Origin of the sequence: Demequina sp. (genome assembly GCF_047975725.1) — a bacterium.
Classification (GTDB): Bacteria; Actinomycetota; Actinomycetes; order Actinomycetales; family Demequinaceae; genus Demequina.
This window is the reverse complement of the sequence record NZ_JBKEED010000033.1, coordinates 15,496-40,084: the sequence shown is the minus strand read 5'-3', so window position 1 is coordinate 40,084 and position 24,589 is coordinate 15,496. Positions and strand designations below refer to the sequence as shown.

Annotated in this window: 16 protein-coding genes; 10 read left to right on the top strand and 6 right to left on the bottom strand. The window is 67.5% G+C overall.

Annotation, left to right across the window (positions count from 1 at the left end):
- A partial coding sequence (locus ACK5NO_RS12465; RefSeq protein ID WP_416813007.1) for an ATP-binding protein occupies window positions 1-1,068 on the top strand: 1,068 nt, incomplete at its 5' end.
- 195 nt (window positions 1,069-1,263) lie between these two features.
- On the opposite strand, the gene tuf is transcribed toward ACK5NO_RS12465, so the two are convergent.
- The 5 genes from tuf to ACK5NO_RS12440 all read right to left on the bottom strand — a co-directional run bounded on the left by tuf (window position 1,264) and on the right by ACK5NO_RS12440 (window position 6,304).
- Entirely contained in the window at window positions 1,264-2,454 is a 1,191-nt protein-coding gene (gene tuf, locus ACK5NO_RS12460) for an elongation factor Tu (protein ID WP_416813006.1), read from the bottom strand.
- 119 nt (window positions 2,455-2,573) lie between these two features.
- Window positions 2,574-4,688, bottom strand: coding sequence for an elongation factor G (gene fusA, locus ACK5NO_RS12455; RefSeq protein WP_416813005.1), 2,115 nt, complete (start codon window positions 4,686-4,688; stop codon window positions 2,574-2,576).
- Between the two features lie 39 nt (window positions 4,689-4,727).
- Window positions 4,728-5,198, bottom strand: a complete 471-nt coding sequence (gene rpsG, locus ACK5NO_RS12450) for a 30S ribosomal protein S7 (protein WP_084105097.1) — start codon at window positions 5,196-5,198, stop codon at window positions 4,728-4,730.
- On the bottom strand, window positions 5,198-5,572 hold the full coding sequence (gene rpsL / locus ACK5NO_RS12445; protein ID WP_061960979.1) for a 30S ribosomal protein S12: 375 nt from the start codon (window positions 5,570-5,572) through the stop codon (window positions 5,198-5,200). The genes rpsG and rpsL overlap by 1 nt, the downstream gene beginning before the upstream one ends.
- A 174-nt stretch (window positions 5,573-5,746) precedes the next feature.
- Window positions 5,747-6,304 carry a hypothetical protein gene (locus tag ACK5NO_RS12440; protein WP_416813004.1) on the bottom strand — a complete coding sequence of 186 codons (558 nt, stop codon included), beginning with the start codon at window positions 6,302-6,304 and terminating at the stop codon, window positions 5,747-5,749.
- A gap of 374 nt (window positions 6,305-6,678) precedes the next feature.
- Between ACK5NO_RS12440 and ACK5NO_RS12435 the strand changes: the two genes are divergently transcribed.
- From ACK5NO_RS12435 to ACK5NO_RS12395, 9 genes are all read left to right on the top strand, one after another.
- Entirely contained in the window at window positions 6,679-6,966 is a 288-nt protein-coding gene (locus ACK5NO_RS12435) for an FHA domain-containing protein (RefSeq protein ID WP_416813003.1), read from the top strand.
- A 62-nt stretch (window positions 6,967-7,028) separates the two neighbouring features.
- Window positions 7,029-8,162, top strand: coding sequence for a serine/threonine-protein kinase (locus tag ACK5NO_RS12430; protein ID WP_416813002.1), 1,134 nt, complete (start codon window positions 7,029-7,031; stop codon window positions 8,160-8,162).
- A complete protein-coding gene (locus ACK5NO_RS12425; protein ID WP_416813001.1) occupies window positions 8,163-14,192 on the top strand; it encodes an Ig-like domain-containing protein in 6,030 nt (2,009 codons plus the stop codon).
- A 43-nt stretch (window positions 14,193-14,235) separates the two neighbouring features.
- Window positions 14,236-15,201 carry an AAA family ATPase gene (locus ACK5NO_RS12420; protein WP_416813000.1) on the top strand — a complete coding sequence of 322 codons (966 nt, stop codon included), beginning with the start codon at window positions 14,236-14,238 and terminating at the stop codon, window positions 15,199-15,201.
- 3 nt (window positions 15,202-15,204) lie between these two features.
- Window positions 15,205-16,566: a DUF58 domain-containing protein gene (locus ACK5NO_RS12415; protein ID WP_416812999.1), complete on the top strand. Its 1,362-nt coding sequence runs from the start codon at window positions 15,205-15,207 to the stop codon at window positions 16,564-16,566.
- Window positions 16,563-19,058: a transglutaminase-like domain-containing protein gene (locus ACK5NO_RS12410; RefSeq protein ID WP_416812998.1), complete on the top strand. Its 2,496-nt coding sequence runs from the start codon at window positions 16,563-16,565 to the stop codon at window positions 19,056-19,058. The genes ACK5NO_RS12415 and ACK5NO_RS12410 overlap by 4 nt, the downstream gene beginning before the upstream one ends.
- Entirely contained in the window at window positions 19,045-20,562 is a 1,518-nt protein-coding gene (locus ACK5NO_RS12405; RefSeq protein WP_416812997.1) for a DUF5684 domain-containing protein, read from the top strand. Before ACK5NO_RS12410 ends, ACK5NO_RS12405 begins: the two co-directional genes overlap by 14 nt.
- The gene (locus ACK5NO_RS12400; protein WP_416812996.1) at window positions 20,559-21,380 is read left to right on the top strand and encodes a PP2C family protein-serine/threonine phosphatase; all 822 of its coding nucleotides are present in this window, start codon (window positions 20,559-20,561) and stop codon (window positions 21,378-21,380) included. The genes ACK5NO_RS12405 and ACK5NO_RS12400 overlap by 4 nt, the downstream gene beginning before the upstream one ends.
- A 10-nt stretch (window positions 21,381-21,390) precedes the next feature.
- On the top strand, window positions 21,391-21,996 hold the full coding sequence (locus ACK5NO_RS12395) for a hypothetical protein (protein WP_416812995.1): 606 nt from the start codon (window positions 21,391-21,393) through the stop codon (window positions 21,994-21,996).
- 7 nt (window positions 21,997-22,003) lie between these two features.
- Here the strand turns inward: ACK5NO_RS12395 and ACK5NO_RS12390 are convergent, their stop codons facing one another.
- Window positions 22,004-24,586: a type VII secretion protein EccB gene (locus ACK5NO_RS12390; RefSeq protein WP_416812994.1), complete on the bottom strand. Its 2,583-nt coding sequence runs from the start codon at window positions 24,584-24,586 to the stop codon at window positions 22,004-22,006.
- Window positions 24,587-24,589 lie beyond the last annotated feature (3 nt).

Sequence of the window (24,589 nt, the reverse complement as noted above, 5' to 3'; positions counted from 1 at the left end):
GAACGGCTCTTCGACAACCCGACACCCATCCTGTTCGACGAGTGGCAGATCGAACCCACCCTCTGGAATCGAGTTCGGCGCGAGGTCGACGATCGCGGCGAGGTGGGCAACTTCATCCTCACAGGATCGTCAACCCCAGCCGACGATGCATCACGTCACTCGGGAGCCGGGAGATTCTCAGTGATGCGGATGCGTCCCATGAGCCTCTTCGAGTCCGGCCATTCGACGGGAGAAATGTCACTTGCTGTGCTGCTTGACGGCACACGCCAGACCGGTGTCGGCACCCACCTGACATTTGACGAACTTGTCACCCGAATCGTTGTCGGCGGTTGGCCGCAACTCCTCGGCGCGGACGAGACGAACGCCCGCCGCTGGTTGCGCGACTACCTCAGCAACATTGTCGAAGTCGACATTCCCCAACTCGGATCTCGACGAGACCCAGAAAACCTTCGCCGTCTGCTCGAATCGTTGGGGCGCACCGTCAGTCAGGCCACCAAGGCCAGCGAACTCGCCCGGGACGTCGGCGGTGACAGTGGGCCGATCGCCAAAGAGACGCTCTCGGCCTATCTGACCGCGCTCAACCGACTTCACCTCACCGACAACTCTGAAGCATGGTTACCTCACATGCGTTCACGTACGCGACTGCGTTCCGCTGCGGTACGTTACTTCGTCGACCCCTCGATCGGGCCCGCCGCCCTCGGCGTGGGGAGCCGGGAGCTTGAGTCGGATGTCAAGGCGCTCGGGGCACACTTCGAAGCCCTCGTCATCCGAGATTTGCGCGTGTACTCGCAGGGCCTCAACGGTCGCATCGACTCCTGGCGGGATTCAAACGGAAACGAAGTCGATGCCATCGTCACGGCAGGACCCAACAAGTGGGCCGCCTTCGAAATCAAACTCGGCACCCAAGCGATTGACGATGCCGCAAAGTCGCTGATCCGTTTCGCAAAAAAAATAGACACCTCACGCCACGGGAGCCCGTCCTGTCTGGGTGTCATCACCAGCACCGGTGTCGGCGGCGTGCGGGACGACGGGGTGCATGTCATCCCCATCGGCTGCCTCGGCCCATAGCTTCATAGTTATCGGTCACGATCGTCGTCCCTTCTATCTGATCAGATGGCGATACAAGTCAGAGAGTGGCATCGCATGGATGCGAAGAAGGCTGCGAACACGGAGCCGCGCCCGGTTGCCGACCTCGGATCCGTCCCGAGCACACAAAGCGGGGCCGGACCCGAAAGTCCGACCCCGCTTGCGGTATGTCGCAGGTTACTTGAGAACCTTGGTCACCTTGCCGGCACCCACGGTGCGGCCACCCTCGCGGATGGCGAAACCGAGGCCCTCCTCCATGGCGATCGGCTGAATCAGCTCGACTGTCATGTCGGCGGTGTCACCGGGCATCACCATCTCCGTGCCGTCCGGCAGCGAGATGACGCCCGTGACGTCGGTGGTGCGGAAGTAGAACTGCGGGCGGTAGTTCGCATAGAACGGGTTGTGACGGCCACCCTCATCCTTGCTCAGGATGTACGCGGTTCCCTCGAACTCGGTGTGCGGGGTGATCGAACCCGGCTTCACGACAACCTGGCCGCGCTCCACCTCTTCGCGCTTGGTACCGCGCAGCAGCAGACCACAGTTCTCACCAGCCCACGCCTCGTCGAGCTGCTTGTGGAACATCTCGATCCCGGTCACGGTGGTCTTCTGGGTCGGGCGGATGCCAACAATCTCGACCTCGGAGTTGATCGCCAGGGTGCCGCGCTCGGCACGACCCGTCACCACGGTGCCACGACCGGAGATCGTGAACACGTCCTCGATCGGCATCAGGAACGGCTTGTCCTTGTCGCGCACCGGGTCGGGAATCGACTCGTCGACGGCCTCCATGAGGTCAAGAACCGACTGCACCCACTTCTCGTCGCCCTCGAGAGCCTTCAGGCCCGAGACGCGGATGACCGGGGCGTTGTCGCCGTCGAAGTCCTGGCTGGAGAGCAGCTCGCGAACCTCGAGCTCGACGAGCTCCAGGATCTCCTCGTCGTCGACCATGTCGGCCTTGTTCAGCGCGACCAGCAGGTAGGGAACACCGACCTGCTTGGCGAGCAGCACGTGCTCGCGGGTCTGCGCCATGGCACCATCGGTCGCGGCGACCACGAGGATCGCGCCGTCCATCTGGGCGGCACCGGTGATCATGTTCTTGATGTAGTCAGCGTGACCCGGAGCGTCGACGTGGGCGTAGTGACGCGCCTCGGTCTGGTACTCGATGTGCGCGATGTTGATGGTGATACCGCGCTCGCGCTCCTCGGGAGCCTTGTCGATGTCCTCGAAAGGCGTGAAGGGGTTGAGGTCCGGGTACTTGTCGTGCAGCACCTTCGAGATCGCAGCGGTCAGCGTCGTCTTACCGTGGTCGACGTGACCGATGGTGCCGATGTTGACGTGCGGCTTGGTCCGCTCGAACTTGGCCTTGGCCATGAGGTGTTCCTCCTGATTATTGAGACTTGAGGTAAAGATGCTAAGCCCTGGGCCCGGCGAGAGCCTGGTGGGGCAGATCCCTACTGGTCGCTATTGTTCCTTATTTCCAACCGGTGGGACTACTCGCCCCGGGTCTTCGCGATGATCTCGTCGGCAACTGCCTTCGGGACCTCCGCGTAGCTGTCGAACGTCATCGAGTAGACGGCGCGGCCCGAAGTCTTCGAGCGCAGGTCACCGACGTATCCGAACATTTCCGACAGCGGGACCAGTGCGTCGACGACCTTGACGCCCTGGGCGTCGGACATCTGGCGGATCTGGCCGCGGCGGCTGTTGATGTCGCCGATCACGTCGCCCATGTACTCCTCGGGCGTACGCACCTCGACGGCCATCATCGGCTCGAGCAGCACGGGCTTCGCCAGACGCGAGGCCTCCTTGAAGGCCATCGATCCAGCGATCTTGAACGCCATCTCCGAGGAGTCGACGTCGTGGTACTGACCGTCGAGCAGCGTCGCCTTCACGCCGACCACGGGGTAGCCAGCCTGAATACCGAGCTCCATGGCCGCCTGAATACCGGCGTCCACCGACGGGATGTACTCACGAGGCACGCGACCACCGGTGACGGCGTTGACGAACTCGTACTGCACCTCGGAGTCCGCGGGCAGCGGCTCCAGCGCGATCTGCACCTTTGCGAACTGACCGGATCCACCGGTCTGCTTCTTGTGGGTGTAGTCGTACTTCTCCACGGTCGAGCGAATCGTCTCGCGGTAGGCCACCTGCGGCTTTCCGACGTTCGCGTCAACCTTGAACTCGCGACGCATACGGTCGACGAGGATGTCGAGGTGCAGCTCGCCCATACCGCCGATGACGGTCTGGCCGGTCTCCTCGTCCAGGCGCACGCGGAAGGTGGGGTCCTCCTCGGCGAGCTTCTGGATAGCGGTCGACAGCTTCTCCTGGTCACCCTTGGTCTTGGGCTCGATGGCCACGTCGATCACGGGGTCGGGGAAGGTCATCGACTCGAGAACAACCTGGTGGTTCGGGTTGCACAGCGTGTCACCCGTGGTGGTGTCCTTGAGGCCGATCACGGCGTAGATGTGACCCGCCTGGATCGACTCGACCGGGTTCTCCTTGTTGGCGTGCATCTGGAAGAGCTTTCCGATGCGCTCCTTCTTGCCCTTGGTCGAGTTGATGACCTGGTCACCGGTCTCGAGGTGGCCGGAGTACACGCGCACGTAGGTGAGGCGACCGAAGAACGGGTGCGCGACAACCTTGAACGCGAGAGCCGCGAAGGGCTCCGACGCGTCGGCGTGACGGACGATCTCGATCTCCTCGTCGTGCACGTCGTGGCCCTGGATGGCGGGCACGTCGACGGGCGCGGGCAGGTAGTCGATGACCGCGTCCAGCATGGGCTGCACGCCGCGGTTCTTGAACGCCGAGCCGCACAGCACGGGGTAGACCTCGGAGTTGATCGTCATCTTGCGGATGGCGCCCTTGATCTCCGCGAGCGTGAGCTCTTCGCCGCCGAGGTACTTCTCGAGCAGCTCGTCGTCGGCCTCGGCCACGGTCTCGAGCAACGCAGCGCGGTACTCCTCGGCCTTGTCCTTGAGGTCCGCGGGAATCTCGGTGGTCTCGTAGGTCGCGCCCATGGTGACGTCACCCTTGGCATCGCCGGGCCACACCTTGGCGTTCATCTCGACCAGGTCGACGATGCCGACAAAGTCGTTCTCGGCGCCGATAGGCAGCTGGATGACGAGGGGCTTGGCACCCAGGCGGTTGATGATGGTGTCGACCGTGAAGTAGAAGTCCGCGCCCAGCTTGTCCATCTTGTTGACGAAGCAGATACGGGGGACGTCGTACTTGTCGGCCTGACGCCACACGGTCTCCGACTGGGGCTCCACGCCCTCCTTGCCGTCGAACACGGCAACCGCGCCGTCGAGGACGCGCAGCGAGCGCTCAACCTCAACGGTGAAGTCCACGTGACCAGGGGTGTCGATGATGTTGATCTGGTTCTTGCCCCAGAAGCAGGTCACAGCGGCGGAGGTGATGGTGATACCACGCTCCTGCTCCTGCTCCATCCAGTCGGTCGTCGAGGCGCCGTCGTGGGTTTCACCGATCTTGTAGTTGACACCCGTGTAGAACAGGATGCGCTCGGTAGTGGTGGTCTTGCCGGCATCGATGTGGGCCATGATGCCGATGTTGCGGACCTTGGTGAGGTCCGTGAGCACGTCCTGTGCCACGAGTGGTTCTCCTTGGGTTTCCGTCGAGAGGCTCGGCTACTACCAGCGGTAGTGCGCGAACGCCTTGTTCGACTCGGCCATCTTGTGCATGTCCTCGCGACGCTTCACCGCGGCGCCAAGGCCGTTCGATGCGTCGAGGATCTCGTTCATGAGGCGCTCGGTCATGGTCTTCTCACGGCGGGCGCGCGAGAAGTCGACGAGCCAGCGCAGCGCGAGCGTGGTCGAGCGGGTCGGACGCACGTCGACCGGCACCTGGTAGGTCGCGCCACCGACACGGCGGCTGCGGACCTCAAGGGCGGGACGGATGTTGTCGAGCGCGCGCTTGAGCACGGTCACGGGGTCCTGGCCGGACTTCTCACGGACACCCTCGAGGGCGCCGTAGACGATCGCCTCGGCGGTCGACTTCTTACCGTCGAGCAGCACCTTGTTGATCAGCTGGGTGACGACGGGGGCGCCGTACACCGGGTCATTGATGATGGGCCGCTTAGGGGCCGGTCCCTTGCGAGGCATTACTTCTTCTCCCTCTTCGCGCCGTAACGGCTGCGAGCCTGCTGACGGCCCTTCACGCCCTGCGTGTCGAGCGAGCCGCGAACGATCTTGTAACGGACACCGGGGAGGTCCTTCACACGACCACCGCGGACGAGCACGATCGAGTGCTCCTGGAGGTTGTGACCCTCACCGGGGATGTAGGCCGTGACCTCAATGCCGGACGACAGGCGCACACGGGCGACCTTGCGAAGCGCCGAGTTGGGCTTCTTGGGGGTGGTCGTGTACACGCGGGTGCACACACCACGACGCTGGGGGCTCGACTTAAGCGCCGGCGTCTTGGTCTTGCCGGGCTTGTCCTGCCGGCCCTTCCTGACCAGCTGCTGAATAGTAGGCACTACTTCTCCGTCTGTTTGGTGTGTTACGAAACTTGTGGCCGTCCGACCCCCGCGCCCGGGCGTGTCGAACTGAGCGATTTGCGTACCCATGCGGGCACGCACGAGGTCCCGGCGGCGCGGGCACGGAGATCTACGATACCCGCCTGGCGCGCCTCCGTCAAAGCAAGCGCCGTCTCAGGTATCCGACGGCAGGGCAAGGTCCGGTTTGGGCGGCTTTGATAGTGCTCGCACCAGGCCGTCCGTATAGTAAACCCCGTGTTCGCCTATGCCGTGACGGGCTCGGACAGCCCCGGATATGCCGTCGTGACCGACAGCTTCGTCGTCCTGATGAGCGCCGATGCGCCTCCAGAGACCGTGCGCGCCGTTCACCGTTTGCTCGATTCGGCCGCCGCTTCTGCTGCGGCCGCCATCGCACGCTTGTCGCAGGACGACGGAGCGGAGAGGTTCGCCATCGTCGAGATCGTGGACCCGTGGACCCAGGAGTTCCATGTCACCGTGCGCGGCGACATGATGGTCGACCTCGGTGGAGCCTCCACGACCCGTTTCACATGGCCGTACGGCGAGCACCTGCTCACTGGTGAAGCGCACGGCGTCGAGTCTCTCCACCTTGCCCTCGCGCCGGCGGACGACGATTCCCCGCGCCTTCCTTTGCGCCACGGCGCCGTCGCCGCGAGCGCCATTGCGCTCGATGACGTGGGCCTTGCTCAGGTGTCCCCCTCGCTCGAGACCCATGACGACACCGTCATCGCTCGGCGTGCGCCGGCGCTCGGCACCGACGGCACCGACCGCGACGCGGCCTCGACCGCCGGTGAGCCGGGAGAGTCGGACTCTGCGAGCAAGCCCGATGACGCTCCGCCAGCACAGGCACCATCAGCCGAGCCTGCGGAGCCTGGCGAGGGCGAGACGCCCGCGGCTGCGGCCGAAGGCGCCGAGGGTGAGAACCCCACGGGCGACGCGAAGCGTGACAGCCAGCCCGCGCATCGGCCCGCCGCAACCGATAGGCGCCCGCGCCCCGTGGACCTGGCCTCGTTGATGGCGCAGGGCCCGCAGAGCTGTGGACGCTCACGCTGCCCGACGGCAATGAGCTGTACGCCGCGCCGCAGATCGTGGTGGGACGTCGCCCGTGGCGCTCGGACCCCGACGAGACACAGACCTATTACGTCAAGGCGCCCTCGCCGCACCGAGAGATCTCGAGCAAGCATGTCGAGTTCACGGTCGCGGGCGGCCAGCTGCGGGCGCGCGACCTTGACTCGACCAACGGCACGCTCGTCGAATCGGCCGACAAGCCGCCGCGCCTGTTGCGCGGAGGCAACGCCACCCGCTTGGACGTGGGCGACGTGCTCGACCTGGGCGAAGGATTCCGCATTGTTGTGGGGTCTCGCACACGGAGGTAGGCGAAATGCCCGACCTTGTGCACAATAGCCAGGTCCGTGTCGCATCAACAGGGGGTTAGACAGTGGCAAGACGTGCGAGCGCGCCTCCGCCAGTGCTGCCCGGATACACCTATATCCGGCCGCTCGGTTCCGGCGGCTTTGCCGACGTGTTCCTGTATGAACAGGACATGCCGCGCCGTGTCGTCGCGGTCAAGGTGCTGGTCGACGATGCCGTCAACCCCGAGGTGCTGCGCACTTTCAATGCGGAGACGGACATTCTCGCGCGCCTGAGCGCGCACCCGTCGATTGTCACGATCCACCAGGCCTCGATCTCCGCCGACGGACGCCCGTACTTCGTCATGGAGTACTGCCCCGACAACATGAGCGCGCGCTACAAGAAGCAGCCGCTCGGCGTCGCAGAGTCGCTCGATGCGGGAGTGCGTATTGCTGCGGCACTCGAAACCGCGCACCGCAGCGGCGTGCTGCACCGTGACATCAAGCCGTCCAACGTGCTGCTCACCACCATGGGCGCGCCCGCGTTGGCGGACTTCGGCATCGCCTCAGCCATCGCCAAGGCGGACGAGGTCCCCGAGGTGTTCGCCATGTCCATCCCCTGGAGCTCCCCTGAGGTGCTGCAGGGAGAGGTGACGGGGTCCGTTGCTTCTGAGGTGTGGAGTCTCGCCGCCACCGTCTACACGCTGCTCGCCGGACGCGCGCCATTCGAGCTGCCATCCGGGGAGCGCATTCCCCGCGAACAGTTGCAGGCGCGCATCATCAAGTCGAAGTACGTCCCCACCGGCCGCGAGGACCTTGGCGACCGTCTCGAAGCGGTGCTGGTCCACGCACTGGACAAGCGACCCGAGAACCGCCACGAATCGATGGCGGCGCTCGCGGAGGAACTGCGGTGGGCGCAGTACGAGTTGGGGCTTGCGCCCTCACCGTTCGATGTCGTGGACTCGACGTGGGCCAGCGCTGCCGCCCCGGTCGACTTCTCCCAAGAAGGCCCCCGCGGGCCGATCATCTCGACCGTCAAGCAGGACTCGCGACGTGCTGAGCGGGCCAAGGCGCTCGCCTCCGCGCAGCGCCTGCAACACCAGCGCGAGGCCGAGTCGGTGAAGGCGCGCTCGGGCGCCCGGGCCGGAGTGATCGGTGCGATCGCAGGCGCCGCGGTCGTCATCGTGGGGGCCGCTGCCCTGATCGCCTCGGGGGTGCTGTAGGTGGCTCGCGACGGCAGGCCCGAGCGCCGACGAGGGCCAGTGCTGTGGTCCGTCGCTGGCGTGATGGTCGCCGCGACGGTGGTCACCGGAGCCGTGCTTGCCGACGGCTACGACGAGCAGGAGGTCCCCCGCATCGAGACCGGCGTGTGGGTGACCAGGGATGACGGCCGGTACGCGCGCGTGAACACCCAATTGGGCGAGATCGACACTGTGCGTGCGGTGGCCGACCCCGCAGGCGTGGTCCAGTCCGGCGCGAACTCGGTGGTGTTGACGCAGGGCTACGCCAACGCGTGGCCAGTGAACGCCGCCGTCCCGGTGGACCTGGTGGACGGCGAGGCCGACGCGACCAGTGCCACCCTGTCCTCATCGACGCCCGCGGGCACCGAGCAGGTCATGACCGCAAGCGACGCCGTCGTCTATCTCACCTCCGTGGGCGAGGTGTACCTGGGCACTTACCCAGGAATTGGCGAGCCCATGCCGGACCCGTGGCTCGTCGATCCCTATGCAGGCGCGGAGCTCGTCGAGGGTGAAGACCCGCCGGTCTACGTTGCGGATGCCGTCGCCATCGACGACGACGGCACCGTCGCGATGTACTCGATCGCCGAGGCCGCGATCCGTGAGTACGACACGACCACAGGCACCTTTGTTGGCGAGCCCGTCGCCGTGCCTGACGCTCCCGCGAGCGACGCAGAACTCGCCCTCACCTTCGCCGACGGCACCTGGGTGTTGTTCGACTCTGCCTCCGCGCAGGTGTGGGCCGAAGGAGCCGTGGCCCCCTTCTCCATCGACGCGGGCGACGACGCCGCTATCCAATCGACGCCCTCGCACGATGCTCACGCATGGATCGCTGACGGCACTGGGCTCCTGCGCGTCGATGTCGAGGCAGGCGAAGGCACGCGGGTGGCCGAGGCCTCAGGCGCCCCCACTGCCCCCGTCGTGGTCGACGGCGAGGCCTACGCGGCGTGGATCACCACGGGCAGCGCCGCCTTGTGGAGCACCGCGCGCGATGGCGTCACCGACCTGGAGATCGACGCGGCGGCGTTCGCGGATGTGCAGGCTGTGGCTCCGGTGTTCCGCACCAACGGCGACCGCGCGGTGCTGAGCGAGACGGCCACGGGTTCGCTGTGGACTCTGCCCGAGGGCACCCTCGTGCCTGCCTCCCAGTGGGACGCAGTCGAGGACACCGACGAGGTGCTCGGTGAGCGCACCGTCGACGACGTCGTCGAGCAAGAGCCGCCTGTCGCCGTCGATGACGCTTTTGGAGTCCGCCCCGGCGCTTTGGTGTCCCTGCCGCTGCTGTACAACGACCACGACCCCAACAGCAAGGACGTGTTGACCGTCGATCCCGCGTCGGTCACAGCCCTGTCCGACGCCGAGTTCGGAGAGGTCAGCCTCGTAGCCCAGGACCAGCAAGCCGCCGTGCGCGTGCGTGCCGAGTCCGGCTCCGCGACCTTCACCTACGCGGTCACCGATGGCTTCGCCGTGTCCGCCCCCGCGAGCGTCACCCTGACAGTGGTGCCCGATGACATCAATACCGCCCCGGTGTGGTGCGGCGTCGATGCCTGCACTCAGGAGTGGCCGCGCCCTCAGGTCTCCCCCGGCGGCTACGCGGAGGTGCCCGTCCTGCGCGGTTGGGTCGATCCTGAGGGCGACCCCGTCGTGCTCACCGACGCCCGCGCTGACGACGCCGATGCGCTGGTCACCGTCGTGCCCACCGAGGACGGCAAGGTGGCGATCCGTCACCTCGACCCCAATGCGGCCGATGCGGTGATCCCCATCACGGTGACCGTCACCGATGGTCGGGGCGAGACCGCCACCCGCACCCTGGAGCTACAGGTCACTGGGGCACCATCGCTGGAAGTTGAGCCCGTGGCCGTCTCCGGCGCGCTCAACGAGGTCAGCCAGGTCGAGATTGCCGACTTCGTCTCAGGCGGGTCGGGGTCGTACCGCCTGGTCGACGCGGTGGTGTCGCAAGGCGGTGACACGGTCACCGTCACCCCAATCGGAGCCAATAGCACCGTCGAGCTCACCGCGACGGCCCCTGGGCGCTATCTCGCGACGTACACCGTGGAGGACACCTCGACGCTCGCTCAGGCGACCGGCACGCTGCGCTACACCGTCACCGAGGGTGCGCGCCCGCTAGCGGTGCCGCCACTGACTGCCTTCGTGCGCGCGCAGGAAGACGCGACGGTGGACGTGCTCGCCGCGGTCCAGAACACCACCGGGCGCGTGCTGATGGTCGCCGAGGCGACCAGCAATGAGCCCGCACTGAGCGCAAGCGTCGTGGGAACGTCCTACGTGCGTGTCAGCGGCACCACGGAGGACGGCGAGCCCGGTGTGGTGGGCACCGCTGAGGTCGTGATCGCCGACGGCGCGGGCAATACCGCGAGTACCCAGCTCACCGTTTTCTTGTTGCCCCCGGCCGAAGGCTTGTCCCCCATTGCCATGCCCGACACCGTGACGGTGCGAGCGGGTGCGCAGGTGGACGTCCCGGTGCTCGCGAATGACACCGGTCCTCGCGGCGAGCGACTCATGCTCATGGCCGATGTCGAGGGCTCGGGCCAAGCGGGCGAACTGGCATTCGGGTCGGGCAAGATGCTTCGCTACCTGGCGCCTCAGACCCCGGGCGTCTACACCCTGCGCTACCACACGTACATCGAGTCTGACGTCGAGCGCACCGACTCCGCCACGGTCACCGTCGACGTGTTGCCTGCCGGCTCCAACCGCTCCCCCGAACCCAGCACTCTGACCGCGCGCGTCTTGGTGGGCAAGACGGTCCGGATTCCCTTCGACGCGGTGGGCGTGGACCCCGACGGCGACGCCGTCACCCTGGTCGACGTGAGCCAACCTGGGGCCGCGCAGGGCACCGCGACCGTTTCCGCGACGGGCGCCGCCATCCTCTACAAGGCTCCTCAAGCGGCGGTCACCGGAGGACAGGTGTCGTTCACCTACACCGTCGTCGATGCGCTCGGCGAACGTGCCACTGGCACCGTGCGCGTGGGCGTCCTCGACTCCACCTCCGCCGACGTCGCCCCCGTGACGTACTCGGACTACTTGAGCGCACAGGTCGACTCTGAGACCGCCATCCCCGTGGAGCCGCTACTGAACGATTCCGACCCTCTCCAGGGGGAGCTGCGAGTCCTCGATGTGCAGCCAAACGCCGCCCCGGGCTCGGCCGAGTTCGAGCGCCTCGAGGCCTTGTTTGATCGTGCCGCCTTCGAGGCCGACGGCAGTATCGCGATGCTTCCCGGTTCCGTCGCGGGCACCCACTCCTACATCTACACCGTGGAGTCGCCCGTCTCGATGTCGACGGCCGAGGGTCGCATCGTGGTCGATGTCTCCGAGGCCGCCAACCCTCCGTCGCTGCGCATCCAGGACACCGTCCTCACGGCACGCACGCGCCACGACCTTGCAACCGGGATCGACGTGGTGACTGGCAAGGTGCAGTGGCAGGGTGGAGACGTCTCGGGACTGAGGTTGTCGCTGTGGGATGACACCCAGACGGACATGAAGGTGTCGGGCTGGACCATCTCCGGCACCTTGCCGTCCACCCGCACGGTGATCCCTTTCACGCTCACGGGAACGGACTACTCGGGCGAGGAAGTCACGAGTCACGGCTTTTTGCGCATCCCCGAAGTGGACGACATGCGCCTGCAGCTGCTCGCGACCGCGTCCGCAGTCGAGGTGGGTGAGGAAGAAAGCGTCGAGTTTGACGTCAAGGACCTGCTTGACGTCACGGGCGCCGACGTGATCGAGGTGCGACAGGACGATTCCTACGACGTCCAGCGCACCAACGCACGCTGTGTTCCCACGGGCAACAGCACGGTGTCTTACGCGGCCGGCCGCGAGGCGCCGTGGGCCGACACGTGCTCCGTCGCCGTCAAGCTCCGCTCTCAAGACACTTGGTCGGTGGTGGCGGTGCCCCTGTCGATCATCCCCAAGGACCCGCAGGCGATCCTCAACCCGATCAGCCTGACCATCAGCCCCAACCTGGATGACACCGTCAACCTCGTCGAGCAGCTCGTGACCTGGGAAGGCGGGCGCGTCGGGGACGTCTCCGACCTCAACCTCCAGACCTCCTACTCGGGTGACGCCTTCATCGTGTCGACGTCCGGCGGCGTCCTCACGGCACGCGCTCACGCCGATGCGGTGCCCGGCACGCGCGAGGTCGTTCAGGTGCGAAGCGCTGCCTTTGGCGGCCTCAGCACGACCGTGACGCTCGTGGTCGGCGCCGCAGTCCCCGACAACCCGCGCGGCGCGACGTTCAGCCGTACCTGCGACGTGAGTGTCGGGTCGAGTTGCACCATCGCCGTGGTGGACGTGGCCGGCGAGTACGACCCCTACGCAGGGGCGGAACGCTCCGGACTGACGCTCACGCGCGTCGGCTCGTCGGGCACCACGGCCTGCTCGGTCGCGACCGTCACTCAAGCATCGGAAACGTCGGTGGTGGCCACCTGGCCGGGCGGCCAGCGTCCCGAGGGCGGAGAGTGCATCGTCAATTTCACCGTCAAGGATGTCCAGGGCCGTACGGGCACCGGCACGCTCACCATCGACGTCCAGGGCTACCCCAAGCCCCCGGCCGCCGTCACCACCGTGGGCTACACCGGCTCGTCGGTCACGCTCGAGGTGGCACTCGGCCCTGCTGCGCAGGCACACCCCTCCGTCACGTCCGTGACTGTCGTGCGCTCAGGCTCGCCCGTCGCTGCCGATTGCGCGCCGGCCGGTTCGGGCACCTACCGCTGCACCATCTCAGGGCTCGAGAACGGCCAAGCCGCGACGTATACGGCACGTGCGGTCAACTCGGTGGGCGAGTCGCTGGACTCGAGCGCGCACACCACGTGGGCCTACCAGGCACCCAAGATCGAATCCGTGACGGCCGTACCCGTGTACCGCGCCGGGGTCACCTCCGCGAACTCCGGCGTGGTCGAGGTCTCGATCACCTCGAGCGCGGACACGCGCGCCTTCCAGGTGGGCGACGCCAACCAAGAGAAGCAGCGCCAGGGCAACGTCACGACCTTCGAGATGACGCTCCCGGTGGGCGCCCAGAACCTCCGCGTCGTGCCCCTCAGCCAGTTCCAGCCGCCCACGACCGGTTCGGCCCAGGGCGACACCAAGTACGCATCGGTCACCGTTGCTGGGGCTCCACGCTACGACTCCTCCATCTCGGTGGAGGCGGACGGCACGACGGTGACGGTCACCGGCGGCGCATTGAACACCAACTCGTCTGCACTGCCCACGAGTCAGATCTGGTACGCCTGGACCACCTCACAGCCCGAGTGCGTCATGGACTCGGCCGGAAGGGCCGCACTGCGAGGCGGCAGCTACGTGCAGTCTGCTGCGCCCACGATCACCGGGCTCGACGAGTACACGACGTACAACGTGGCTGTGTGCGGTTCCAACGGGTATGGCGCGGTGAAGTCCAACTCCACGTCTGCCTACACCTGGGTGTCTCCCGTTCCGCCCGAGAACGGCATTACCTACCAGGTGAGTAACTCGTGGAACTTCGACGGCGACCGTACGTACGAGGTCAAGCTCATGAACCCCCCGAACCCCAGCAGCAAGTGGGGCCTCAACGTGTTCTACCGCTACGACGGCGCCAACAAGAGCCAACAATTCACGCTCGGCGCCGACACGGTGCGGACCATCGAGGTGGGCTACTGCAGCTGGATGGACCCCGACCGCTGCGGCGACTGGACCGAGGTCTCTCCCGCATCGGGCTCTCCTCGCACCCCCGCCACCGTGACGTTCCCTGAGGCACCAGGCGTGCGCTACGACGACGGCACCACGCAGTGGGGCTGCTTCCCTGAAGGAACGCTGGACCCCAATGCTGTGTCGATCACGGGCGCTGCGCGAGGCGCGGCCACCGTCACGGTCGAGGCCTCCGCCTTCGTCGTGACGTGGTCTGGCACCGACTTTGGCGGCCTGCCCACGATCACCCACGCCGTCACCATCTGCGATCCGCCGCCGGAGCCCGAACCCACCCCCGACCCCACGCCGACGCCGACTCCCGACCCGACCGTCACCCCGTGACGCCGGTCGTCCAGCCCCGATCCCGAACGCTAAGAGGTAGCCCATGACGATCTCGCCCGAACAGGCCAAGTGGTACACCGAGACCTTCTCATTGCTCGCCGACAACGTCGAGCGCGCCATTCTTGGCAAGCGCCACGTGGTCGAGTTGGTGCTCGCTACCGCTCTGACCGGGGGGCACGTGCTGCTCGAGGACGTGCCTGGTACGGGTAAGACTGCGCTCGCACGCACGCTCGCGCAGACGGTCAAGGGGACCTCCTCACGCATCCAGTTCACGCCTGACCTGCTCCCCGGCGACGTCACCGGCGTCACCGTGTTCGACCAGAAGAAGGGCGAGTTCGAGTTCCATGCGGGCCCGGTGTTTGCGAACATCGTGCTGGCCGACGAGATCAACCGCGCGAGCCCCAAGACCCAGTCCGCCCTTCTTGAGGTGATGGAAGAGGGCAACGTCACCGTCGACGGCGTCACCCGCAAGGTGGGTCGCCCGTTCCTCGTCATCGCGACGCAGAACCCTGTGGAGCAGGCCGGCACGTACCGCCTGCCCGAAGCTCAGCTCGACCGCTTCATGATCAAGACCTCGATTGGCTACCCCGACGAAGCCTCCACCTTGCGCATCATTCAAGGCGCGGTAGGTCCCACGCCCGAGGTACCTGCGATCGTCACCCCCGACACCATGATGACGATGGCCGAGCTGTCGCGCACCGTCTACGTCAACCCCCTCATCGCGGACTACATCATGCGGATCGTTGACGCGACGCGCAGGGCGAGCGAAGCCCGCCTGGGGGTGTCCGTCCGCGGCGCCATCGCGCTCACACGTCTGGTCACCACCTGGGCGGCCTCCCGCGGCCGCACGTACGTCACCCCTGACGATGTCCGAGACCTGGCCGTCCCCGCTCTCGCGCACCGCATCATCCTCGAGCCCGAGGCCGAGTTCGACGGGGTGACGCAGGTCGACGTCGTGGGCCAGGTCCTCCTTGACGTGGTCCCGCCGTCGGAGAACGGGGCCGCCTAGCCCGTGTACGAGCGCACCGAAACCCAGTACGGCCACACCGTGACCGGCACCCGCACGCGCGGGGCCACGGTGACCCGGTATGCCACCGAGCACACCGGGATGTCCGCACGGGTCGAAGCAGGCCGCCGAGCGGTGGGCCGGGTGCGTGCGGCAGTCACCGGAGCCTGGAAGGCGGTCTCCGACACCATCAACCCTGCGGGATGGTTGCTCGTGGCCACCACGGTGGCAGGCGCAGCTGCGGCGATCGCGTGGGGATGGGCAGAAGGGTGGGTCGTGGCGGCAGCCGCCGCCACGCTCCTCGCGCTGTGCGTGCCGTTCTTGCTGGGGCGCCACTCGTACCAGGTCTCTCTCGAGTTCGACCGTGACCGCGTGGTCGCGGGTGCGGAGCTCGGCGCAGGCCTCGAGGTGCGCAACGCGGGGCAACGGCCCGCGTTGCCCGCACTGCTGGACATCCCTGTGGGCGAGGGCCTCATCGAGGCGCACGTTCCGCTGCTCAGGTCGGGCTCCGAGCACCGAGAGACGCTCACGATCGCGGCACCCAAGCGCGGCGTCATCACCGTGGGGCCTATGACGATCGGCCGCGGTGACCCCCTAGGGATTGTTCAGCGCGACCACACCTGGCCCGACGTCCAGCACATCTATGTGCACCCCGTGACGGTGCCGATCCCATCGACGAGCGCCGGCTTGCTGCGCGACCTCGAGGGAGTGGTCACCTCGACCATCGTCGACTCGGACCTGGCTTTCCACGCGATCCGCGACTACGTGCCAGGGGACTCGCGCCGCCACGTCCACTGGAAGTCGACCGCCAAGACCGGCCAGCTGATGGTCCGGCAGTACGAGGAGACCCGGCGCTCGCGTATCGCGATCGCCCTGGATCTCGACATCACCGAGTATGCGAGCGAAGACGAGTTTGAGATGGCGGTGTCGACGGCGGCCTCGCTCGCCTTGCAGGCCATTCGCGACGGCCGTGAGGTGGTCATCACCTCCAGCGCACACATTCCTCGCTACGCCGTCGACAGGGTGCACTCGATCCGTACGCTGCCCACGCTGACAGCAACCGGCATGCTCGACGGGATGAGTGCCATCGAGTCTTCGGAAGACGTCATGCCGCTGGAGTTGGTCGCTGGCATGACCGCGCAAGAGACTCAGCACCTGTCCATGGTGTTCCTGGTCACCGGCTCCCAGATGTCCGTCGCCCGGCTGCGCAAGGCCGCCGTCGCCTTCTCTGCAGATGTCACCGTCATGGGGGTCCGCGCGGAGCAGGGTGCCGAGCCGAAAGTCCGCACAGCACGTGAACTCAAGGTCATGACGGTGGGTATGCTCCACGACCTGAGCCACCTGATGTTGAGGGGATCCATCACATGACGTCCCCCCGCCCCCGCGTTTCGCTGCCCGCACCACAACTCGTCGCGGGCATGGTCGCCCTCGTCGCCAGCGTGGCGATCGCCGTCGCGACCGCGTGGCCCATCTACGGCTCCACTCAAGCGATCGTCGCCGCGGCCATCGCGACGGCCGTGGGGGCAGGCTCGGTCATGCTCGGCTGGGCATTGCGCTGGCGACTGTGGCAAACCGGGATCGTCGCTGTCGCCCTGTACGTCCTCACCGTCGTTCCCGCCGCTGTGCCCTCGGCGATGACCAGCCCGCGTGACCTTCTCGCAGGGATCGGGACGGGCCTCGCCGATGTGGTGCTGGGCTGGAAACGTCTGCTCACGATCTCGGTGCCCGCCGGTGATTACCAGAGCGTCCTGGTGCCGTACTTCTTCACCCTGGCGGTGTGCACTTTCGCGGCCGCGGCCCTGATGGTTCACGGCGGCCGGTGGGCGCCTTTCGCGGTCGCTCCGCTCCTGACCATGTCAGCGTTCGGGGCCTTCTTCGGTACCTCGACCACGGGCGCCGACCTGCGCATCGGCCCTTTCACCGTGCCCGCGCCCGCACACGTTGCTGTCGCCTCGCTCGCGCTGCTCGTGTGCTTGGCTTGGCTGCTCGTGAGGGCACGCATCGCCCGGTCGAACGCGCTCAAGGCCGCGCGCTCCCGCACCGGCACCGCGACCCTGGGCTCGGCCTCTGGTGCCTTTGCCCTGCGCCGCCAACTCGTGGGCGTGGGCATGGTCGTGGTCACGGTGGCGGTCGCACTCGCCGCGGCTCCGCTCTCGTCCGCGTTCGGCGCGCGTGTGGTGGCCCGTGACGCAGTAGACCCCCTGCTCATGCTTCAGCAGCAGGCCAGCCCGCTGTCGTCGTATCGGGAATGGTCGCGTACCGACCGTTTTGGCGAGGCTCTGTTCACCGTCGAGACCACAAGCGCCGTCGACCGGCTGCGCATCGCGACTCTCGACGCCTACGACGGCGTGACCTTCTACGTGGGAGCGACCGACCAGACCGCTCAGCTGGTGCGCCAGCCCCAACGTCAGGGACGCGACATCTCCGTGACCATTCAAGAGGGCTTTGAAGGGGTGTGGGTACCACTGTCGACGGCGTCGGCCGGTGCTCCCCGGTTCGGAGGCGAGCGGGCCGCCGAGTTGGCCGACTCCTACTACGCCAGCGCTGACTTGGGCGCGGGAGTGATTGTCGCCGGCCAGGATCCGCAATCCGTTGAGGGGCTGCGGGCCGGTGACACGTACACGCTCACCGCCGCAGCATCGACGGACACCGCTGCCTTCGAGCGCGCGGTGGGCGGCGAACCGCTCATCAGCGAAGATGCGTACCCCGCGCTGACGTCTTGGGTCGAGGCTCAAGAACTGGACCGCACGGGTGCGTCGCTGATCGCACTCGTCGAGCGGCTGCGCGAGCGCGGCTACCTGAGTCACGCGACGGACGACACCGCCGCCTCGAACGCCTGGATCACGGCGCTCAGTGCGCGCGCGCCGTTCACGTTCTACGGCAGCAGGGCAGGGCACTCGTCGGCTCGTGTGGAACAACTCTTCGAGGACCTGGTCGACCAGCAGGACCGGGCCGGCGAGGACGCCACGGATGCGATGCTCGTGGCTGCTGTGGGTGACGATGAGCAGTTTGCGACCGCCGCTGCACTGCTCGCGCGCCACCTGGGTTTCGAGTCGCGCGTCGTCATGGGCGTCAGGCTCGGCGACACGGGCTCCGACTGGGCCGTGCCCTCGTGTGCTGACACGTGCACTGGTGAGAACGTGACCGCGTGGGCAGAGGCGAGGTCGGTGGGCGGCGAGTGGGTCACCCTCGACGCCACCCCGCAGTTCACGGTCGCCCCCAGCCTCATCGAAGAGGGCCAGAACCCGCCCGAGAACCCCACCGAACCCGAAGAAGTCGAGGCGGAGGTCATCGATCCCCCCACGACGTTGTCGGAGACCACCGGTGAGGCCACCCAGGACACGCCAGTCGAGGAAGACGTGTGGCTCAGCACCTATATGCCACTCATCCTCGCGATCGCGAGCGCCGCCATTGGCACCGTGCTGGTCGTCCTTCCCTTCTTGGTGTTCCCTGTGGCGAAGGCGAGCCACCGACGTTGGCGCCGCCGAGCGGCGGTGCCCGAGGTCGCCATGGTGGGCGCGTGGGAAGAGCTCATGGACCGCTACACCGATGCGGGTATCGAGATTCCCCGGGGGTTGACTCGCGCCGAGGTGGCCGACGTTCTCGCGCGACCCCCTGCCGTCGCCGTCGCCGCGATCGTCGACCGCGCGGTTTTCGCCGAGCACCCACCAAGCCGCGAGGCCAGTCAGGGCCTGTGGGACATCGTCGACGACGAACGTCGAGCCCTCAAGCGCGAGCTGTCGTGGTGGGCGCGTCTCACGTCCACCTTCACGCCTGCGTCATTCATGCGTACCCTCCGTGCACAGCGCACGGATGAACTCTCCACGTTGCAAAGGAAGGACACCCATGCCGTCCGTTGACTCCTCCGCCTCGGCGGGTGCGCTGCTGGCGCTCGCCCTCGTGTGGACGCTCGTCGGCGTCGCGATGTACGTCTGGTACGGCTGGGCGTTGTCGCGCGTCTTCACCCAGCTCGGTACCGACGGATGGCGAGGCTGGGTACCCGTGCTCAATGAGTCCACCATCCTCAAGCTCGGTGGCGTGCCCGCATGGAACGTCGCGTTCGCCTTCATTCCTGTGGTGAACCTGTACTTCTTCTACCTCAAGTTCATGGCGGCGAGCCGCATCAATCCCCGGTTCGGGTACGGCACCGGCCTGGCTGTCGCGGCCGTGCTCGTTGCCCCCATCTGGGCGACCATGCTCGTGCTGGCGCGCCACGACCACGCCGACCCTGGGCAGCAGCGCCTCGAGCAAGTGGCAGGGCATCGCGAGGTTCAGGGTGGGCTCGCTGCACCTGCGCAGACCGTGCCTGCGCAGGGCAGCGCGGTGCACGCACCCGCATTCTTGATGGCAGCGCACACTGCGGCGCCGGCTGCCGCTGGCACCGCCCCTTCCACCGCGCCTGTCCCTGCCCCGGTCGCCGACTCGGCCGCTCCCGCTCAACCTGTGCTCGCGCCTGCCGGCTTTGGAGCGACCGTCCCTCCTGGCACCGAGCTGGCTGCCGATGCGCCCGCCGCTCCCGTGCCGCCTGCTCCCCCGGCGCCCCCGGCCGCTGAAGCTGCGCCTCCTGCGCCTCCTGCGCCTGTTGCGCCTCCTGCGCCTGTTGCCGCGCCGGTTCCTGCGGCTGCCGACGAGCCCGTGAGCGCGCACGACGAGGTGCCGGTGCCTTGGGACGCTGCACCGGCAGTCCCCGCCGAGCCACACGCCTCGACCCCCGCCGAGGAGCCGATCGTGGTGCACAACCCCTGGGCGCGACCGAGCGCGCCCGCCGAGCATGTCGGTACCGAGCCCGCTAGCGTGGCTCCGGCCAGTGCTGTGCCGGCACCCGTCGAGCAGGCGCCCCCCGCATCGGCCCTTGAGTCCCCAGCCGTTGGAGTTCCCACCTGGCTCAACGACCTCGAGAGCGCACAAGCGGCGGGCACGCCCGCCCAGTCCACGCTTGCGGATTCCGTGTGGGCGTCTGCACCCGCCGCTGCTCCGGCAGACGACGACGATGACTATGGCGAGACCGTGGTGGTCGATCGCAGGCCCCAGATTGCGTGGACGCTCGACGTCGACGACGCGGGACCGCTGCCCCTGACGGCTGACCGCGTGATCCTCGGCCGCCGTCCCCCCGTGACGGAAGCTGGTGCCCAGGCTCTCGCCGTTCCAGACTCCACGCGGACCCTGTCAAAGTCGCACGCCCGCCTCGAGCTCATTGACGGCGAATGGACCATTACCGACCTCGGTTCGACCAATGGCGTGTTGCTGGTGGACGCCGCAGGCACGGAGACGCTCATCGAGGCAGGCGAACCGGTCGCGGTCACGGGCCGGTTCATTCTGGGCAAGGTGGGCATGTCCATCACGTACGTGGCGGGCGATGCATGAGCGTCGTGGGTATCGCGGGGGTGACTCTCAGCGTCGGCGCTGTCACCGACCCCGGGCTGCGCCGTCCCGCCAATGAGGACGCGCTGTTCGCGGATGGTCCTGCCTTCGTCGTCGCTGACGGCATGGGCGGCTACGAATGCGGAGACCTCGCCAGCGCAGCCGTCGTGGGCGCCTTCCGGGATCGCCTGTGTGGCGACCGATTCGGAGTATTCGAGGACGTTCAGGCGGCACTGCTCGATGCGGACGATCGCGTGGACGTAGTGGCACAGTCCACGAGCCGGGGAGCGGGGAGCACCGCCACTGGCGTGGTGCTGGTCGAACACGGCGGCCAACCACATTGGCTCGTGTTCAATGTGGGCGATTCGCGCGTCTACCGCCACCTGGGCAGCGAGCTCGAGCAACTCACCAAGGATCACTCGCTCGGTCGCGAGCTTGTCGATACAGGGCAGATGCGCGAAGAAGACCTCGCGACGTTCCCGGACCGCAACGTGATCACGCGCGCGATCGGAGCGGCGGACTCGCTCGCTGACAGCTGGCTCGTTCCCGTCGTCACCGGCGAGCGCCTACTGTTGTGCTCCGACGGACTCCATGGCGAACTCGACCACGAGGCCATTCGCGCGCTGCTCACGATGAGTGGCCGCCCCGAGAGCGCTGCGCACGTGCTCGTTGAACGCGCCAAGCAGGCCGGAGGTCGCGACAACATCACCGTTATCGTGATTGATGTCGTCTCCGGCGGAGCGCAGCTGCTGAACGACGGCACGACCGACGCGCATGCCATGACGCTCGGCGAGTACGACGACGACACCCTGACGGTGTAGCGAGGACGTGATGGACGACGACGAGCGCACGCGAGTGGTGGACCGGCCCGCACCCACACCGACCGACGAAGACGACCACACCCGCGTCGTCGACAGGCCCGCACCCACACCGACCGACGAAGACGACCACACCCGCGTCGTCGACAGGCCCGCACCCACACCGACCGACGAAGACGACCACACCCGCGTCGTCGACAGGCCCGCACCCACACCGACCGACGAAGACGACCACACCCGCGTCGTCGACAGGCCCGCACCCGACGACCGCACTGCCGTCGTAGACCGTGCCAAGCCACAACCGTCGCTCACCCTCCCCGGTGCGGCTCGCCGTCGCGGCATCACGGAACCTCCCGTCGTCGAGGGCTTCGCTCCTCGAGCCGAGCCCGCAGTCGGGCCCGGAGCGGTCGAGACCTATGTCGCTCGCGACATCCCCGAGGTGTCTGCACCTCCCGCAGCGGTCGAAGAGGGGCCCGCCGCGACGCGCGCGGCCGCGCCTGCGATGACCTCGGTGCGCCGCCGTGGCCGACGTACCGCACGCGTGGCTGTCGTCACCTTCACTGTGGCGTGCGTTCTCGCCGTCGGTGGCGCCATCGCGCTTGGCCTGATCTGGCTCTAGTCAGGCGTCAGCGCAACAGCTCGGTTGCGGACTCGCGGTTCCGGTCGAGCATGCCCTCGCGCGGCTCTTGGGCCACGGGAGCCTGATCCGCACGCCGACGAAAGACCAGCACCGAACCCAGCCCCGCGAGCGCAATGAACCCCACGACCCCCACGCCGATTGCGAGCCTGCGAGTGTCGTCGAGTGGGTCGTCGACGCTCACGGGCGCTAGTTGCACGGACGCGGGTGACACCGCTATCGCGTCCGCACCGGTGAAGGGGTTGGAGGGGCCACGTTCTTGACTGCCCGGAACCAGGGAAATGGCATCCAGCGGCTGGAGCAATCCCCAGCCGTTGACGTCATCCCGAGCATCCGCATCGACGCGAATGGCGCTCGCCATAAGGCGATAGCGAAGCTGCTCGTTGGTGTCGTCGGGGTGAGCTTGTTTGACGAGGGCCACCGCTGCTGCTGCATACGCGGTCGCGTAGCTCGACGACGGCTCGGCGCTGGAGTAGATGCAGTCGCCGCCACCGGGCGTCGCGGTCACGACGGCCATCCCCGGCGCGGCGATCTCAACGTGCTCACCGTGAATGCTGGCGTCGGTCACGGTGCCACGGAGGTCGCTCGCCGTGACCGCTAGCACGCCGTCATAGGCGGCCGGGTAACGAGGGACATCGTCCTTGACGGTCGCGGTCTCCCGGTTCCCGGCGCTCGCGACAATCAACGCGCCGCGTTGCTGGGCGTACGCGACGGCGTCGCGCACGGCGGGCACATCCTGCTCATCACTGAGCGAGACGTTGATGACGTCGGCGCCGTTGTCAGCCGCCCAGCGGATCCCCTCCGCCAGGCGTCCTGAGTCGGGGCCCCAGCCCGCCTCGAGGGTCTGCTGGTCCCTTCCGGCGTACACCCGCACCGACAGCAGTTCGACGTCAGGGGCAAGGCCGACGACCCCGGAGCCGTCCACGCGCTGAGCGGCGATCTGGCCCGCAATGGCCGTGCCGTGTCCGTGCTTGTCGACCAGGCCGTCCTCGCGCTCGCCGTCCGGCACCAGGTTGACACCGCCGGTCACGACCCCCTGGAGGTGCTCGTTGCTCGCTGCAATGCCGGAGTCCACCACGGCGACCGTCACCCCTGCCCCGGTCGCGCGCTCCCAGACCGCTTCGCTCTGGAGCATGGCCAGACTCGGCGGCTCCTGGTCGATGAGCGTGGGAGTCTCGGCATCGCACTGAATGCCCGCCGAGTCGATCGCGAGCGATGACGATGGCGTGGGTTCGGGGGTCGCTCCTAGCGACACGGATTGGCCAGCGGGCGAGGCCCCCGCGGCCTCAACGGTGAGTGCGGGGCCAGAGGCGAAGAACTGCATCCACACGCTCGGCACGTGAGTCGCGTCGTCGAGCGAGTACCCCACGCGGGTCAGCACAGCCGAGTCGGCCCCTGGCATCGCGTACGACGTTCCCGTTTCGTCGACCAAGGCGAGCGCCTGGGCGGACTGTGCTCCCCGCCCTCCGGTGATGACGAGCGCGCCAGCGCGGACCGCCACGTTCACTCCTGCGGAATCGGGCGCTACATCGGTTGCGGCGAGCGAAGTCTGGGCCGCGCCATTGGCGCCGTGGACCAGGAGCGCGCAAGCGGTGAGGTCGTAGGACAACGGCACCAGCACAACTGCGGGCCAGTCGCCAGGGATGGGTGAGGTGTCAGCCGTGGGCAGGTCACGGATCTCGGCCGCCGTCACCTCCCGCTCACCACCCAGCAGGGCGCCCGTGCCCAGCATGTACAGCTGCTGCGCAAGCGGGCTGATTGCCGCGAGTTCCCCCTCCGGGGTCACCAGGAACCGGTTCGTCGAGCCCTGCGGGTGGACCACTGCGCCCACCACGAGTGTCGAGTCACCCACCGGCTCGCCTGCCTGGTCCACCGTGAGAGGGGCGAGCTCGGCGCCTTCCTCGAACAGGTTCAGCCAGCGCGAATCGACCTCGACCGGGGCCTGCTCCGCGAGCCCCATCGCACGCAGCACGGCGTCCGTTGCCACCGAGGCCACGGCGTAGCGGTAGCCGCCAGCGATGACGTAGACGGCACCGTCGCTCACCACGGCGACGCCCGCATCGGTCGCCTGAACGGAACTGTCTCCTGGTATGGAGACAGCCGTGCCGACAGGCGCGGCGCAGGCACTCCAGCCCGTGGGGACCAGGTCGCTCGCGAGCGGAACGTCGTCCGGCGCTCCCACGATGCCGATAGTCGGTCCGACAGGAGCGTCCTTCACCTCGGCAGCGCTCGTGGTCACCACGGAATACTGGTCGGCCGGCGTGAGCAGGCGAGCGCTCGTGGCGTTGACCACGGGGTACAGCGTGCCCTCGCGCGACAGATAGCGCGCGCCCGTGTCCGTCGTGATGACGAGGGTGTTCGTTTCCCAACCTGGCTTGAGTCCCTGGTTCATGTACCCGTAGAACACGCCGCCGAGGATCACCATGGCAGACAGGACGACACCGCCGATCACCGCCTTGAGCGGCGACGTGGGCTCGACCTCCTTGCCTCCAGGTGCGCCAGAGGTGAAGGCAGCGAGCAGGCGTTTGCGACTGTACGTTTGGGCGTCAATCAGGTCTTTCTTGGTCGCCATGGA

Coding starts and splice junctions, on each gene's coding strand:
- tuf (WP_416813006.1), bottom strand. CDS start 2,454: ATGGCCAAGGCCAAGTTCGAGCGGACCAAGCCGCACGTCAACATCGGC.
- rpsG (WP_084105097.1), bottom strand. CDS start 5,198: ATGCCTCGCAAGGGACCGGCCCCTAAGCGGCCCATCATCAATGACCCG.
- ACK5NO_RS12440 (WP_416813004.1), bottom strand. CDS start 6,304: ATGGGTCTCGAGCGAGGGGGACACCTGAGCAAGGCCCACGTCATCGAG.
- ACK5NO_RS12420 (WP_416813000.1), top strand. CDS start 14,236: ATGACGATCTCGCCCGAACAGGCCAAGTGGTACACCGAGACCTTCTCA.
- ACK5NO_RS12410 (WP_416812998.1), top strand. CDS start 16,563: ATGACGTCCCCCCGCCCCCGCGTTTCGCTGCCCGCACCACAACTCGTC.
- ACK5NO_RS12405 (WP_416812997.1), top strand. CDS start 19,045: ATGCCGTCCGTTGACTCCTCCGCCTCGGCGGGTGCGCTGCTGGCGCTC.
- ACK5NO_RS12400 (WP_416812996.1), top strand. CDS start 20,559: ATGAGCGTCGTGGGTATCGCGGGGGTGACTCTCAGCGTCGGCGCTGTC.
- ACK5NO_RS12395 (WP_416812995.1), top strand. CDS start 21,391: ATGGACGACGACGAGCGCACGCGAGTGGTGGACCGGCCCGCACCCACA.
- ACK5NO_RS12390 (WP_416812994.1), bottom strand. CDS start 24,586: ATGGCGACCAAGAAAGACCTGATTGACGCCCAAACGTACAGTCGCAAA.